13 protein-coding genes are annotated in these 13,651 nt (G+C 71.9%); 11 read left to right on the forward strand and 2 right to left on the reverse strand.

Annotated features, from left to right (window positions below; translation table 11 throughout):
* Positions 1-199 precede the first annotated feature (199 nt).
* Complete coding sequence (locus ACFVYX_RS31410; RefSeq protein ID WP_389684871.1) at positions 200-565, forward strand: hypothetical protein; 366 nt, start codon at positions 200-202, stop codon at positions 563-565.
* A gap of 350 nt (positions 566-915) precedes the next feature.
* On the opposite strand, the gene ACFVYX_RS31415 is transcribed toward ACFVYX_RS31410, so the two are convergent.
* Both ACFVYX_RS31415 and ACFVYX_RS31420 read right to left on the reverse strand, forming a co-directional pair.
* Positions 916-1,437 (reverse strand): hypothetical protein, encoded by a 522-nt coding sequence (locus ACFVYX_RS31415; RefSeq protein ID WP_389684872.1) that lies wholly within the window; start codon positions 1,435-1,437, stop codon positions 916-918.
* 393 nt (positions 1,438-1,830) lie between these two features.
* Positions 1,831-3,171 carry a hypothetical protein gene (locus ACFVYX_RS31420; protein ID WP_389684873.1) on the reverse strand — a complete coding sequence of 447 codons (1,341 nt, stop codon included), beginning with the start codon at positions 3,169-3,171 and terminating at the stop codon, positions 1,831-1,833.
* Between the two features lie 288 nt (positions 3,172-3,459).
* Between ACFVYX_RS31420 and ACFVYX_RS31425 the strand changes: the two genes are divergently transcribed.
* The 10 genes from ACFVYX_RS31425 (at position 3,460) to ACFVYX_RS31470 (ending at position 13,559) form a co-directional block, all read left to right on the forward strand.
* On the forward strand, positions 3,460-3,591 hold the full coding sequence (locus ACFVYX_RS31425) for a hypothetical protein (protein WP_389684874.1): 132 nt from the start codon (positions 3,460-3,462) through the stop codon (positions 3,589-3,591).
* A 47-nt stretch (positions 3,592-3,638) separates the two neighbouring features.
* Entirely contained in the window at positions 3,639-3,953 is a 315-nt protein-coding gene (locus tag ACFVYX_RS31430; RefSeq protein WP_389684875.1) for a hypothetical protein, read from the forward strand.
* Positions 3,954-4,422: 469 nt separating this feature from the next.
* Positions 4,423-5,472, forward strand: coding sequence for a conjugal transfer protein (locus tag ACFVYX_RS31435; protein WP_389684876.1), 1,050 nt, complete (start codon positions 4,423-4,425; stop codon positions 5,470-5,472).
* A 14-nt stretch (positions 5,473-5,486) separates the two neighbouring features.
* Positions 5,487-5,828: a hypothetical protein gene (locus ACFVYX_RS31440; protein ID WP_389684877.1), complete on the forward strand. Its 342-nt coding sequence runs from the start codon at positions 5,487-5,489 to the stop codon at positions 5,826-5,828.
* Positions 5,825-6,370: a hypothetical protein gene (locus ACFVYX_RS31445; RefSeq protein ID WP_389684878.1), complete on the forward strand. Its 546-nt coding sequence runs from the start codon at positions 5,825-5,827 to the stop codon at positions 6,368-6,370. Before ACFVYX_RS31440 ends, ACFVYX_RS31445 begins: the two co-directional genes overlap by 4 nt.
* Positions 6,367-8,964 carry an ATP-binding protein gene (locus ACFVYX_RS31450; protein WP_389684879.1) on the forward strand — a complete coding sequence of 866 codons (2,598 nt, stop codon included), beginning with the start codon at positions 6,367-6,369 and terminating at the stop codon, positions 8,962-8,964. Before ACFVYX_RS31445 ends, ACFVYX_RS31450 begins: the two co-directional genes overlap by 4 nt.
* On the forward strand, positions 8,961-9,338 hold the full coding sequence (locus ACFVYX_RS31455) for a hypothetical protein (protein WP_389684880.1): 378 nt from the start codon (positions 8,961-8,963) through the stop codon (positions 9,336-9,338). The genes ACFVYX_RS31450 and ACFVYX_RS31455 overlap by 4 nt, the downstream gene beginning before the upstream one ends.
* The gene (locus ACFVYX_RS31460; protein WP_389684881.1) at positions 9,335-11,782 is read left to right on the forward strand and encodes a hypothetical protein; all 2,448 of its coding nucleotides are present in this window, start codon (positions 9,335-9,337) and stop codon (positions 11,780-11,782) included. The genes ACFVYX_RS31455 and ACFVYX_RS31460 overlap by 4 nt, the downstream gene beginning before the upstream one ends.
* Entirely contained in the window at positions 11,779-12,897 is a 1,119-nt protein-coding gene (locus ACFVYX_RS31465) for an NlpC/P60 family protein (RefSeq protein ID WP_389684882.1), read from the forward strand. The genes ACFVYX_RS31460 and ACFVYX_RS31465 overlap by 4 nt, the downstream gene beginning before the upstream one ends.
* The gene (locus ACFVYX_RS31470; protein WP_389684883.1) at positions 12,894-13,559 is read left to right on the forward strand and encodes a hypothetical protein; all 666 of its coding nucleotides are present in this window, start codon (positions 12,894-12,896) and stop codon (positions 13,557-13,559) included. Before ACFVYX_RS31465 ends, ACFVYX_RS31470 begins: the two co-directional genes overlap by 4 nt.
* Positions 13,560-13,651 lie beyond the last annotated feature (92 nt).

A 13,651-nucleotide genomic window follows, 5' to 3' on the forward strand; every position in this document is an offset into this window, starting at 1 on the left:
GGCAGCCGATAGTGACGCAGCGCGAGGGCGATCCACGGACAGCCAAAGTTGAACGCGCTCAACTCCTTTGGCAGGATGATCGCCTGCCGGTCTGCAGCGCGGACTGACCGGGGACGTGTCGTGTAGGTGAGGGGAAGCCATGCGCGGTATGAGGGGGCGGATCTGTGCAGCTGCCCGGGGTGGGATGGTGCCAGCAGGCGTGGTCGCTGCCTTGATGCTGGCTACCGGGTGCACGTGGCAGCAGCAGGAGCTGGCTCGGGCTGAAATCACGGGGACCTGGTCCAGTGGCGATGCCGGGACCCTCCGCTTCGAGGCCGATGGCACCGTTGTTGTGACCGGGCTTGTCGTGTACGGCAGTGACGGCGAGAAGGTGTCGGAGTGCAGCGGCTCCGGCGAGTGGGGGGTGTATCCCGACGACAAGGTAGCGCATGAGTCGTTGTACACCACCATCTGCGACGGCAACCCGTGGGAATTCGGCGGCTCGAAGGAGCACCCGAAGATGCGGCGGCTGGTCGGTGATCCTCAGGACGGGAGGTATCAGACCCTCAACCGCGAGGAGCGTTAGATTCCCGGCGCAACTGGCCCGTCGTACACCTGGCTTATCCCTGACTGGGCCCGTAGGCAACTGACCCGAGCACACGGCCCCGGCCGGTCCTGTCTCGACCTATGAGTACGGGGGCGGGTACGCCGACCGCCGGAGCCCGGCGTACCCGGGGTGCCTCATCGAGGGCATGCGGGCGCTGGCGTGGCGAACTCCACGAACACCTCGACCTGCCCACCGACGAAGCCACGGTGAACGTCACCCGCTCCCGTCTGGGCCGCCTCGTCTGGCAAGAACACCTCACCCAACCCGGACGCGACCTGTACCGGAAACGCACTTAACGCCCTCTGAGACCGCGATCGGCCCGACGGTTCCTATCCGGCCGGCTGCAATGCCCAGTAGTGCGGTTCGATGGAGGACTGCCTCACCACGATGCGGCCGGTCACGCCGGGATCGTCCACGACCTTTCCGTACGAGGGGGAGAGGTCGCCGGGTGTGTGCTCGATGTCGGCCCACACCACGCTGTCGGGCCCGGCGGAGCCGTAGGAGACGGTCCACTCGGTGTACCTGTCACCACAGTTGTAGACCGACACGCTGTGCTCCGGCATCACCCTCAGGCAGGTGCGCGGGTTCGAGCCCGGCGGGGAGACTTCCATCATTCCGTCGTGGCGGCGCAGCACCTGCCAGTTCGCCGAGGTGGACGCGGTGTCCGTGCAGGCGCCCAGCGACACCACGCCGATGCTCCCGTGTGTCTTGGGCCAGACCAGACACTTGCCGTCCGAGAGAGCCGCGAACCGGTAGACCCCGTCGGGGAGCGGGGCGGCGTGGGCGGGCTGCGCGAGTGCCGCGGTGGCCGCGAGCGCGGTGGCCATGGCGGCGATGACGCGTGAACGCATGGGGTGAGACTCCTCGAACAGCCGTGGTCGATCCGATCACACGGCACAGACGCGGTGGAGGACAGCTGCCGCCGGAGACGGCGGCGGCACTGATCTTGGAACACCGGCCCGTCCGGCAGCGGCCCCGCGGTGGTCGCTGTCACCCGTCTGGCCGAGCCGCGTCATCCGATGGCGTGGCTTTGGATGCGGCCTCGCCGACTGCGGCCAGGACACCCGTGAACTCGGGCTGATCAGCCGCGCGAGGTGATCATCGCGCTTCACGAGTTCCCATTTATGCCCGGGCCTGGACGTCCCTGGCCGCCGGTTCCGGCAGGCGACACGGGGCGCGAAGGAGGCGTCTCGTTGTCAGCCGGCGGGGCGTGCGACCAGTCGAGAGCAGCTCCTCAGCGCCTTCTATGCTCCCCAGCCACTCTGCGCTCCGGTCCCGCCGGTCTCGCCGTCCTGGTCATCGCCGTCGCCGTCCGGGTCGGGGGTGACGCGGTCGTCAAGGGCGATGGTGACCCGCTCGCCCTCGCCGGGGCCAAGGCGGGTCAGGCGCTGCTCGATCCGCTCGTAGAGCGTGGCGGCGAGCTCCTGGTCGCCGCTGCCGTCCGGGGTGGAACTGGTGACGGTGTGCAGGCTGATCAGCAGGGCGATCAGGGAGCGGCCGGACAGCGGGGCGAAGACGCGCTCGTCGGCCTCGTCCGTGACGCGCGGCGGGACGCGGAAGTGGGGGTGGCCGGCGGTACGGGCGGTGAGGAACTCCCAGGTGTCGCGGTGGCAGCGCAGGTCGGCGGAGGAGATACGGGCCGCGGTCCGCAGCAGCGCGGTGTGCTCCTCGCTCGGCCGCACCGGTTCGGCGGTCTCAGCGGGGCGGGCCTGGAGCTCGTCGACGACCCTGCGCAGCCCGGCGATCTCCTGCGCGAGGGAGGCGAAGCCGTCGCGGGTCGCTTCCAGCATGGTGGCGAGTTCGTCCCGGGCCTGCCCGGCGACCTCGAGGACCGCCTCGCGCAGCTGCTCGGCGCCGTCCGGCGGCTCTTCGGCCGTGGCGGCCGGGGTGGTGAGCTGCTCGATCAGGGGAGTGAGCTCCTGGGCGAGGACCTCGCGGACGGCCTGGCGCACGGACTCCTCCGACAGCGCCGGCGCGGTCGCCTCCGGCGTGGTCTCGGCGGCCGGTTCCTCCCCGGCCGTGCCGCCGTCCGGCTCCTGCGTCTCGACAGCGTCGACGCTCTGCGCCCCGGACTCCCGCCCGTCGTCGGTCCCCGTCCCGGATGCGGGCGCCAGCACCGCGGGGGAGACGACGGCGGGGTCTTCGTGGCCGGGGCCGCGCTGGACGGGGATCGCCGGCTGGAGAGGTGTGCCCGGGCCCTCCGGGCTGGTGAAGGCGGCGGGCGTAGCGGGCGCGGGGGAAGGCGGCGGGGTGAGGGTGAGGGCGTTGAGGTGGTTGAGGGTGGTGCGCAGCTCGGTCAACTCGGCGCGCAGCAGGCCGGTGACCTCCTCGGTCTTGCTGGCGAAGAGGTCGCCGGAGACGGGCTTGACCGCCCTGTTGACGTCCTTGCGCAGCAGGTTGAGCTCGTCGAAGACCTGGGTGAGTCCTTCTGCGACGGCCCGGGAGGTGGCCGCCTGGGCGCCGCGCCCGGATTCGTCGATCTTCTCGACGCTCTCGGTAAGGGCCTCGCGCAGGCTCTGGTCTCCGTGCAGGACGGCGTTGTGCAGCATGGAGACCATCTCGGCGAAACCGGAGGTCCGGGCCATCTCTCCCCCAAATATTGCTTTACGTAGTCGATCGCTTCCGCTGCGTATGGTGCCTGAGGGGGGAGACCGCCCGAGGCGCAACCGGCCAACTGCTCTCAGGAAAGGGGATATTGGCTACTCCGTTACTACGAGGTGGCCGGTTCCCTGCCCTTCGGCAGGGCGCGCGCACCGCCCCGCCCGCGGGCGTCAGCCCTTCGTTTTCATGGGGCTGGTGCGGCGCGTGAGCTGCGGCTACGGTCGCCCCAACGGCGCAGCACCGAGGGCGCCGGGCACTGGGAGGGGCACGTCATGAGCAGAGACATCGGATGGGGATACGGCGACGCCAGCTGGGGTGTGGCCGCCCCCGAGCGGAACCGCCGGCGCGCGGATGTCGGCTGGGGCTTCGACCCCGAGTGGGGCGTTCAGGGCGACACCGGCTGAGTCTGACCCGCTGCCGGAGCGAGCTGCTGACCGAGGAGGAGACCTTCGTGGAGCGCTGTGAGTTAGCCGTCGCCCTGGCGGCCGAGGACATCGAGCGGTGGAGCGCCGTGGAGTACGCCGCGTACGAGGTCGAACCCGTGATGGGGTGCTTGCTCGCGCCCCATCACAGCGGGGACCACGCCACGCTCGTGCAGTCCAGCCTGACGCCTGACCGGGATTGGTGGGCGATGTGGGAGACCGGCAGGCCGTACCGGATCGTGCACCTTCCCCGCTGCACCGTCGAGACCGGATTCGCCGACGGCGAGCCGGTCACTTGCGACTTGTACGGCTGCCACGGCGGCGAGCACGACTGGAGCAACTGACCAGATCTGTGGTCCGGTTGGTCGCCGGATCCTTCGCCGACGTGCCGCGCACCGAGCGCCCTCGCGCGCCGCCTGCCGACGCGACGAAGGGGCGTGACCAGCGACCGCCAACACCTGCCAGACCCTCACCGAAAGGAACCCGATCTCGCGGAAGAACGCGAGGTCGGGTTCGTTTTACGCCGTAAAAAGCAGTGGGCGCCCTCGAGGAGCCGAGACGAGGGATCACTCCAGACTGAGGGCGCCAGCTGCGCTCCGAAGGATGGCTGACCTGCCGTGGAATGTGGGCCTGAAGGCCGGGGAGCTGACTTACCACCACGCTTACCACCAGGGCAGAGGCTACTTACCACGCCACTGACCATGAGGAGTTATGGCCTTGTGACGGCCAGGGGGCCTGGGTGGTCAGCGGCACGGTGAGGACGCCGTCGAAGAGTGGGGCATCGACCCCGACGAGCTCTTCGAGGAGCCCCCGATGCCCCCCTCCCCGCCGCGCCGCGACCGGCGCACACCCTCTGCCCCAGCCGGGGACCGGCCGGTCCGGAAGCCCTCCGTACTCGGTATCCGGCGTGCGGCCCTGACCCGGATCGGTGTGTGGGCGGCGCTCGCCGCCGGCCCCGTCGCGCTCCTCGCGAGCTGCGGCCGTCCCACCCCGGCCGCCGCCGAGCGACCCGCCACCGTGACCCAGACCATCCAGCCGGAGACCCCCGCCGAGAACGGCCCGGCCGGGTACGCCGAGCTCGTCCTCGGTCTGTGGCTGGACGCCGGTACGGACGTGAACAGTCCGGCGGCCCGGCAGCTGCGGGTGCTCGCTCCGTCCGTACGGGTCCCGGAGTGGGGGCAGCGGGCGGTGGCCGTCGAGCGGCTCGCCGCGGTGCGGACCGTACGGCAGAACGCCGGCTGGGCGGTCACCGTCGCCGCCCAGATCACAGAAGCCACCGAGACGCCCGAACGCGAGGGCGCCGGCGGGCTGCGGTACTTCACGATCCCCGTCGCCCTCCACCAGCCCGGCAAGCCCGGCGCCACGAGCTTCGCCGCCGGGGCGCCGATGGAGGTCGCCGGTCCGGCAGCCGGGCAGATGCCCGCCTCCCCCTACGGGAGCCCCGTCGAGGCCGGCCCGCTCGCCGACAGCGTGACCGGGTTCCTGACGGCGTTCCTGGGCGCGGAAGGCGGCGCGGACCGCTACCTCGCCCCCGGTGCAGTCCTGCCCCGCATCGAGGCCGGCGGCTACATCGCCGTCGAGGTCGATCAGCTCCTGGCCGATCGCCGCACGGACAACCAGGAGCAGACCCGGGACGGCGCCAACGCCCGCGTCCGCGCCGAGGTGACCGCGACCGACAGCGCGGGCCGGAAGTGGCCCTTGTCGTACGCGCTCGCCCTGACGGCCCGCGCCGGCCGCTGGGAGGTCGCCGCGCTCGACTCCGGCCTCGGCACACCGGCCACGCCCCCGGCCCAGTCGACGGTGCCCTCGCCCTCCTCCCGCTCCACCGGCCCGGCCGCGCCGGACCGGACCCCCACCTCCTGAAAGAGAGACACCTCATGAACACCGTCGACAACGCCGTCGTGATGGCCGCCGCGTTCAAGGACATCGGCAACCATCTCTTCGGTCTCGGGGAGAGCTGGGCCGAACGCGCCCTGAAGCTGTTCATCCTCACGGCCGTCGTCATCACCGTCGTCACGAAGATGAGCCTGAAGGCCGCCATCGGCTCCGTGATCGCCCTGGTGATCTGCCTGGGCATCTACAACGCCCGCACCGAGCTGTCCGACGCCTTCAAGGAAGAGCTCACCAACGTCACCACCTCCGACCCGGCACCCCAGTCCCTGCGGCCGGTGCACGCCGGGACAGGTGGACAGACAGCCGACGGTGAGCGGACCGCATGACCGCCGCCGCCCCGGCCCGGGTAGGCCGTAGCTACACCCGGGCCCGCCTGTTCCCGTGGGTGCTCGGCAAGATCGGCGACTTCGTCCTGTGGCTCGGCCCGTACAACGCGCCGCAGCTGATCATCGCCGCCGCCGGGGTGTTCCTGCTCATCAAGACCTTCTCGTGGTGGGCCGGGCCGCTCGGCCCCATCCCGGTCGCCGCGCTCGGGGTCGCGGTGTGGGCGGCCCGGGCCAACCGGATCGCCGGCCGGGCCCCGCTGTGGATCGCCTACGGCGTCCTCCAGCGAGCGCTCCAGCCCTCCACAGGGCGGATCGGCGGCCGTGCCGCCCGCGTCCCCAGGCCCCGAGTGCTCACCGGGACGTTCCTGATCGAGCACACCCCCGCCCCCGTGCCCGTACGCCACCCGGCCCTTGCAGTCACGGCGCCCACTGCCGGATCTGACTCCCGCCCCCGCCCCCGGACTTCGGCCCGCGGCGGGGGCCCGGCCCCCACCCCGCTGCAGCAGATGCTGCGCGAGCGACCGAAGGCAGCAGTGCGATGAAGCTCCCCATCCGCCACATCGTCGACAACATGGTGTGGTCCACCACCGGCACCGCCTGGGCGATCTGGTCGGTCATCCCGGCCGGATCCCGCTACATGGACAACCGCACCCGTGACGAGATCATCTCCCGGGTCACCACCCTGGTGCGTTCCCTTCCCGGCTCGGCCCGCCTGTACGGGCTGTGCGCCCGGATGGATCCGGCCGAGGTCGTCGCGAAGACCGTTCAGGGCGTCGACTACCGGCGTCACGAGGCGTGGGCGGAGGTCGCCCAGGAGCGGCTGCGGCTGCTGGCCGGAGAGGACCTGGCCTCTCCGGTGGAGATGCACCGCCGGACCCTGTGGCTCGCCGTGCCGCTGGAGCGGACCGGGACGAAGGCGGAGTGGACGGCGGCGGCCGCAACCGCGTGGTCGGAACTGTCGGGCATGCTCGGCCTGGCCCCCGCACCGGTCACCGGCCGCGAGACCGCCGCCTGCCGGGCACGCGTCGAGCAGCTGGAGGCGGAGTTCGACGGCGGCCTTCAGCTGCGCCGGGCGCAGCCGGCGGAGATCGCGTGGATGTACCAGCACGCCGTCGCCCGCGGCCTGGACGGAGAACTCCTCGGCCAGGCCGAGAAGTCGCCGCTGCGGGGCAGCCGGTTCGTACGAGGAGAACTCCGCGCGCCGTCGCACGCCGACCTCGGACAGGTGAGGCTCCTGGAAGGCGGCGACCACCACGACACCACTGGCACAGGCCGGGGGAGCGGCGGCAGCCGAGCGCGGCGGGCCGGGATGCTGGTCGGCCGCCGGTGGCTCCAGGTCGACTCCGAGGCCGGCACCTCCTACCAGGCGCACCTGGCGCTCGCGGAGATGCCCCGCCACTTCTCCGCTGCCGGCGGTGACTTCCTGGCCGAGCTCGACCGGATGCCGTTCGGGGTGGACTGGGTTATCGACATGACGCTCATCGAGGCGGAGAAGGTCCTCGCGGCGGTCACGAAGAAGAAGCGGGACCTGGTCGACCAGGCCGAGCAGTACGCCGCCCGGCGCGCGACGGGCCTGCCCGAGGACATGCACGACGCCGCCGACGACCTGGGCGACCTCGGCGTCCGGGTGTCGCGTACGAGCGTCGAGGTCGAGGTCCAGGCGGTCACCGTCATGACCGTCTGGGGGGCCGACCCGGCCGAGTGCGACAAGCGGGCCGGCGCGCTCCAGGCCCGGCTGCGCAGCGCGAACTACCGCCTGGTCCGCCCCGTCGGCGGACAGGAACAGCTCTTCACCCTTGCCCTTCCGGCCGCTCCCACGCCGCCCGCGACCCGCCAGTACGTCCAGTACCAGCTGGGCGAGGACTGGGCGATGCACGGCGCGTTCACCGGGCAGACCTTCGGAGACCCCACCGGCGCCATGATCGGCTTCTCCCAGGACATCGGCACCGTCTGCCCGACCCTCCTGGACATCGCCGACGCTCCCGCCCGCGACGCCAGCGCCTCCTTCGCTCTCGCCGGCGACCTCGGCGGCGGCAAGTCGACCCTGGCCAAGCTCATCGCCAGCTCGATCGCAGACCGGGGCGGGCGGGTCATCGCGATCGACCGCACCAAGTCCCGTGAGTGGGCCCGCTTCGCCCGTACCGCGGCCGCCGGACGCTGCCAGGTCGTCGACGCCGCCCAGGCGGAACTGTCCATCGACCCCCTGCGGATCTTCCCCGACACCGCCGTCGGCGCCCGCTACGCGCTCAGCTACCTCACGCTGCAGCTCGGCGTCGGCCCGATGACCGAACACGGCGCGCTGCTGAAGGCGGCCGTGAAAGAGGCCGCCGCATCCCCTTCGCCCTGCATGGCCGGTGTACTGGCCGCTCTGGAGGAGACGGCGCAGGAGGACAGCCCGCGCGGGCAGCGCGCGGCCTCGCTGGTCGAGTGGCTGCAAGTAGCCGCCGACGAGCCGCTCGCCGCAGCCGTCTTCGACCCCGGTCTCCCCCCACTCGACCTCCTCGCCGACGTCTCATCCGACTTCGTGGTCATCACCACCACCGGCCTGACCCTGCCCCCCAGGGAAGCGGCGACCAACCCCGAACTGCTGCGCAGCCAGCCCCTGGAGGCGCTCATCGGCCGCGCCGTGCTCTACCTGATCACCGCGCTCGCCCGCGAAGCCGCGTTCACCGACCCCCGCTTCACCCTCCTTCCCCTTGACGAGGTGTACTGGCTGACCTCCTCCACCGAGGGCCAGGCACTGATCGACGAGATGGTCAACGACGGCCGCAAGCACGGAGCCGGCGTCGGACTCGGCTGCCACGACGTCGACGAGCTCGGCACGTCCACCACCCGAGGCCTGTTCGCCTACCGGTTCCTGGCCCGCACTGCCGACCCCGTCCTCGCGGCCCGCGGCCTTCAGTGGCTGGGCCTGGACGGCACAGACGAACAACTCCTGCGCATGGTTACCACCGACCTCTCCCCGTTCGGAAGGAAGGACCGCGCCGGAGAGTTCCTCGCCCGCGACCCCCGCATGAGCATCGGCCGCTTCAAGGTCCTCGTCCCCGACCTGCAGCGGATCACCAGCGGCATCTACACCACCCCCACCGACACCCCCTTGACCCCGTCCGCCACCACAGCCGGGAGCCCGCGATGAGCAACACCTTCCACCGCCCCATCGCCCAGCGCGCCCGCACCCTGCTCACCCCCCTCGCGATGTGCGCCGCGCTCATCGCCGCGCTGATCTTCGTAAACAACACGGGAACGAGCAGCTGGTGGCCGCGCACCGGCGAGGCCTTCGCCGCATCCCCCAGCCCCCAGCCCACCCCCGACAACCCGGGCCCGGAGCGCTGCCGGTACATCATCGGCCCCGCCCACAACCTCTGCCTGCGGGGGCGGGACAGCCAGCCCCCGCCCCCGCAGGCCCAGACCTCCGCCCCTGGCCGCAACGGAATCCTGCACGCGGCGCTGCTGCTCCTGCCCCTCGCGGGCGTCGCCACCATCACCACACACCGCCGGAGGACCCGATGAACGCCGCGCGCAGCCGTCGCGCCGCTACCGTCATCACCGTCACGCTGCTGCTGTGGGCGGCCGGTGCGGGCATCGCGTCCGCCGCCGACGGCCCCGACTCCGGCGGGCTCCTCGGACCGCTGAACGTCCAGACCTCCGAAGGCGCCCCGCTCAACCGCTACGAACTCGACTCAGTGGCCGCCGCTCCCGAAGTGCCGGGCAGCGCGGCGAGCACCAGCGTCATCGGAGTCGCGACAAGCCCGGCGGGGGACGTCCTCGACATGGTCCGCGAGGTCCTGGCCTCGGGCTTGTTCGCCCTCGCCCGTACCGTGACCGGGTTCGCCTGCTGGCTGGTCGACTGGGTCTACCGCTTTCCGGTCATGGAGAAGCTCAGCTCGCCCGCCCAGAAGCTGTCCGACGCCTACGAGTCCCAGATGATCAGCCCTCTCGGTCTGGCCGGCATCTCCTTGGCCTGGGCCTTCGTCTTCGGGCTCGTCCTCATCATGCGCGGCCGGGTCGCTCGCGGCGCCGGGGAGATCCTGCTGACCCTGCTGATCGCCGGCGTCTCCGCCACCGCCGTCGTACAGCCGGCCATGATCCTCGGCTACGACGGCCCCGTACAGCAGACCCAGCGCGCCGCCCTGGAAGCCGCTACCCTCACAGCGAACTCCGGCCAGCTGCCCACGTCCGCAGGTCCGTGCGACTCCATCGTCGGCCCCGCACACACCACCTGTCTGCGCAACCAGGCCCGCCCTGGCGCCACCCCCCAGCCGAAGCCGGACCGCACCAAGCAGTGCGCCGCAGTCACCGGCCCGGCCCGGGACACGTGCCTGAACGGCGAGCGCCCCCTGAACGCCGCCGACGTGTCCAAGCCGATCACCCGCACGCTCACCGACACCCTCGTCGTCCAGCCCTACATGCTGCTCCAGTACGGGCAGATCATCGAGACGGACAGCCCCCTGTACGCCGTCCACAAGAAGTTCATCGCCCCGCCGCCGGCTCCCAAGAAGGACGACAACCCCTGCAACCACCTTCTGAGGGGCCCTGCCCGGAAGTACTGCGAGGCCGGCGCTTCTGGCGGCACCCGCTTCGCCGGCCGGGCAGGCGAGTTCGAAAAGCTCGGGCCCGAGGGTGCCGCCGTCGCCGTCCATATGCAGAACACCGACTGGGACACGGTGCTGGGCGCCGGCCTCGTCCTCCTCGCCGCTCTCGTCATCACCCTGATCATCTTCGCGATGGCCATGGTCCTCATCGCCGCCCAGTTCGGCTGCGTGATCGCCGCCGCCGGCGTCGTTGTCGTCCTCACGCTGTCCCTGCTGCCCGGTCCGACCCGCGGACTGCTATGGCGGTGGCTGGGCTACCTCGCCGGCAGCATGCTCACCCTCTTCGGCATCGCCGTCTTCATCCCCCTCTTCGGCGTCGGCGCCCACGCACTCCTCGCCGACAGCAGCACCCCGCTCCTGGAGCGTCTCTTCCTCCTCGACGGACTGGCCGTCACCGCCCTCGTCATGCACCGACGCATCATCCGCGGCACCAGCCAGATCGGCCAGCGCATGGCCAACCGCATGCGCTACGCCAAGATCGGCGGCAGCCACACCATGGGCGAGAACTCCGCCGCCACCGCAGCCGCGTTCTCCTCGCTCGGCTACGCATCCGGATCCCCCACCCACACCGCCCTGCTCACCCGTCAAACCGGGGGAGCGGGCCACCTGGCAGCCGAAGCGGTCGGCGAAGCCCGCCGAGCCCTCATGCCGCTCTCCCTCGGCATGCGCGCCGCCCACACCGCCCTCATCGGGCCGAAGAGGCCCCCCATCCGGCCCGAACCCGTGGGCCCCGACGGCCTGGTCCTGCCCCCCGGCCACCGCACAGACGCCCGCACCCCCGACACCGACCCGGGCTCGACCACCGCCGAGGCAAGCAGCCGCTCCACCCGCCCGTCTGGGACGCAGACACGGGAATCGGACCGGCCGTCCGCGACGCAGCCACAGGAGACCGACCGCCCGCCCCTCATTCCGGCCGGAAGCCGCCTGGAAGCCTCCCTCCGCCGTACCCGCGCCGGCCGGGTTCTCGTAGGAACCGCGAAGGCCGGGTTCTACTCCACCGTCGGTCTGCCCGCCACATGGACCCGCGTGCGCCGCTTCAGCGGCGAACTCTCCAGGGAACTGCACAACGAACTCGGCCTCCAGCACGCCCACTACCAGCGCGTGGGCAGGCGCTGGGCCGACGACACCGCCGCCGCGTTCCCACCGCGCCGCGACCGCGACAGCCGGGAGCAGCCACGTACCGAGCGTCGCTCCTACCCGGCCGCCTCGACCGAACTGCCCCGCTCCCGCCGTACTCGCCGCAGGCGCCAGCCCGAAGCTCCCCTGCCCGACAGCGCCGACCTCCGCCTGATGCAGGGGGACATCTCGGCGGCCTCCTGGCGTGAACGCTGGCGCGAGCATGACGCGAGGGGCGGGGAGTGAAACGCCGAATCGGATGCGGCGCCTTCCTCCTGGCCGCGCTCGCCGCCCCGCTCCTGCTCGTCATCATGGTGGCCGCCCGACCCGCGCCCGCCCCCGCTCCCGCTCTGGAGACAGTGGGCCAGGTCGCCGGCATCCCGCAGCGGATGCTCGCCGCCTACCAGAACGCCGCGACCCGCCTGCCGCGTGAGGCGCCGTCCTGCCGGGGGATGCGCTGGGCCGTACTCGCCGGAATCGCCCGCATCGAGTCCAACCACGCCTCCGGCCACACCATCACCGCCCAGGGCGACATCACCCCCCGGATCCTCGGCCCCGTCCTCGACGGATCAGGCGTCGGCGGCAACCACACCGCCTTCCCCGACACCGACCGCGGACGCTGGGACGGCACCGCGACCTCCGAACGCGCCGTCGGACCCTTCCAGTTCCTGCCCTCCACCTGGAACGGCTCCGGCCGCGACGCCAACGACGACAAGGTCACCGACCCCCACAACGCCGACGACGCCGCCCTCGGCGCCGCCGTCTACCTCTGCGGCAACGGCCGCAACCTCGACGACCGCACCCAGCTCCGCGCCGCGATCTTCCAGTACAACCACTCCACCGCCTACGTCGACGACGTCCTCGGCTGGATCGACCGCTACAGCCAGATGGCCACCGGAACCCTCCCCATCGGCCAACCCGCCACCGGCGACGCCAGAACCGTCATCGCCGCCGCACTCGCCCAGACCGGCACCCCCTACTCCTGGGGCGGCGGCAACGCCACCGGCCCCACCCGCGGCATCTGCTGCTCACCCAGCGGAAAGACCGGCACCACCATCACCGGCTTCGACTGCTCCGGCCTGACCACCTACGCCTACGCCCAGGTCGGCATCCGCCTGCCCCGCACCGCCGACCGCCAGGCCGGCACCGGCACCCGTATCCCCGCCACCCTCGGCCCCGGCGCCCTCAAGCCCGGCGACCTGGTCTTCTTCGCCTACGACCCCGGCAGCGACTCCACCATCCACCACGTCGGCATCTACCTCGGCAACGGCCAGATGATCAACGCACCCCGCCCCGGCACCTCCGTCCGCTCCGAGCCCCTCTGGGACCACGGATTCGCCGGAGGGGCCCGCCTGCTGTGACCACCCCACCCGCCCCGTACACACGGCTCCTGATCACCGGCCTCCTCCTGGTCCTCGCCGGCACCCTCACGCTCCTCGCCCGGCCGCAGGACCGAAGCCAGGACGCCGCCGCCTCCGCCGTCCCGACGACCTCCTTGGAGACCCCCGCCCAACCCCCGACCGCCGCCGTACAGACCCCGCCCGGACCGCCGCCCACTACGGCTCCGGCCATACAGACCCCCGCCCGCACAGCTCCGACACGGGACCCCTCCCGTGAACCTGCCGCCGAGCCCGAACCCGGCCCGAGCGGCATCCCGGTCTCCGGTGACGGACCCGGCGGCGACCACGCCATCCAGCGCCTCCTCGACCGCACCACACCAGCAGACCTGCCACCCGACACCCAGCGCCACCTCGTCGCCCTCGCCACCCAGGTCTGGATCGCCGAGACGACCGGCACCGGCCGCGAGGCCTGGCCGGACTACTTCGCCAACGCCGAACTGCGCGCCCCCTACCACGACGTACGCGTCCAGGCCGCGATCGCCCGCCGTACCGACGGACGCAACGGCCAGGCGGTCGTCCGGATCGTGTGGGCGGGGGCCGGCGTCTCCGGCGACCTCCAGGACGGACGTCCGGCCCAGGTCCGCCTGGCGCTTCACCACAACGAGTGGGAACCCATCCGGTGACCGACACATGGATTTGTCGTTATTCCAGGGGCTTTCTGACGGACAACCCCGCAGGACCACCAGGTGTATTCCACCCTCCGGTCGGCGAAAGT

It is taken from the genome of Streptomyces sp. NPDC058326, from assembly GCF_042879855.1.
In the GTDB taxonomy this organism is placed as follows: domain Bacteria; phylum Actinomycetota; class Actinomycetes; order Streptomycetales; family Streptomycetaceae; genus Streptomyces.

Excerpts from the sequence above, each read along its gene's own strand:
- ACFVYX_RS31415 (WP_389684872.1), bottom strand. The coding sequence starts at position 1,437 with ATGCGTTCACGCGTCATCGCCGCCATGGCCACCGCGCTCGCGGCCACC.
- ACFVYX_RS31420 (WP_389684873.1), bottom strand. The coding sequence starts at position 3,171 with ATGGCCCGGACCTCCGGTTTCGCCGAGATGGTCTCCATGCTGCACAAC.
- ACFVYX_RS31425 (WP_389684874.1), top strand. The coding sequence starts at position 3,460 with ATGAGCAGAGACATCGGATGGGGATACGGCGACGCCAGCTGGGGTGTG.
- ACFVYX_RS31435 (WP_389684876.1), top strand. The coding sequence starts at position 4,423 with ATGCCCCCCTCCCCGCCGCGCCGCGACCGGCGCACACCCTCTGCCCCA.
- ACFVYX_RS31440 (WP_389684877.1), top strand. The coding sequence starts at position 5,487 with ATGAACACCGTCGACAACGCCGTCGTGATGGCCGCCGCGTTCAAGGAC.
- ACFVYX_RS31445 (WP_389684878.1), top strand. The coding sequence starts at position 5,825 with ATGACCGCCGCCGCCCCGGCCCGGGTAGGCCGTAGCTACACCCGGGCC.
- ACFVYX_RS31450 (WP_389684879.1), top strand. The coding sequence starts at position 6,367 with ATGAAGCTCCCCATCCGCCACATCGTCGACAACATGGTGTGGTCCACC.
- ACFVYX_RS31455 (WP_389684880.1), top strand. The coding sequence starts at position 8,961 with ATGAGCAACACCTTCCACCGCCCCATCGCCCAGCGCGCCCGCACCCTG.
- ACFVYX_RS31460 (WP_389684881.1), top strand. The coding sequence starts at position 9,335 with ATGAACGCCGCGCGCAGCCGTCGCGCCGCTACCGTCATCACCGTCACG.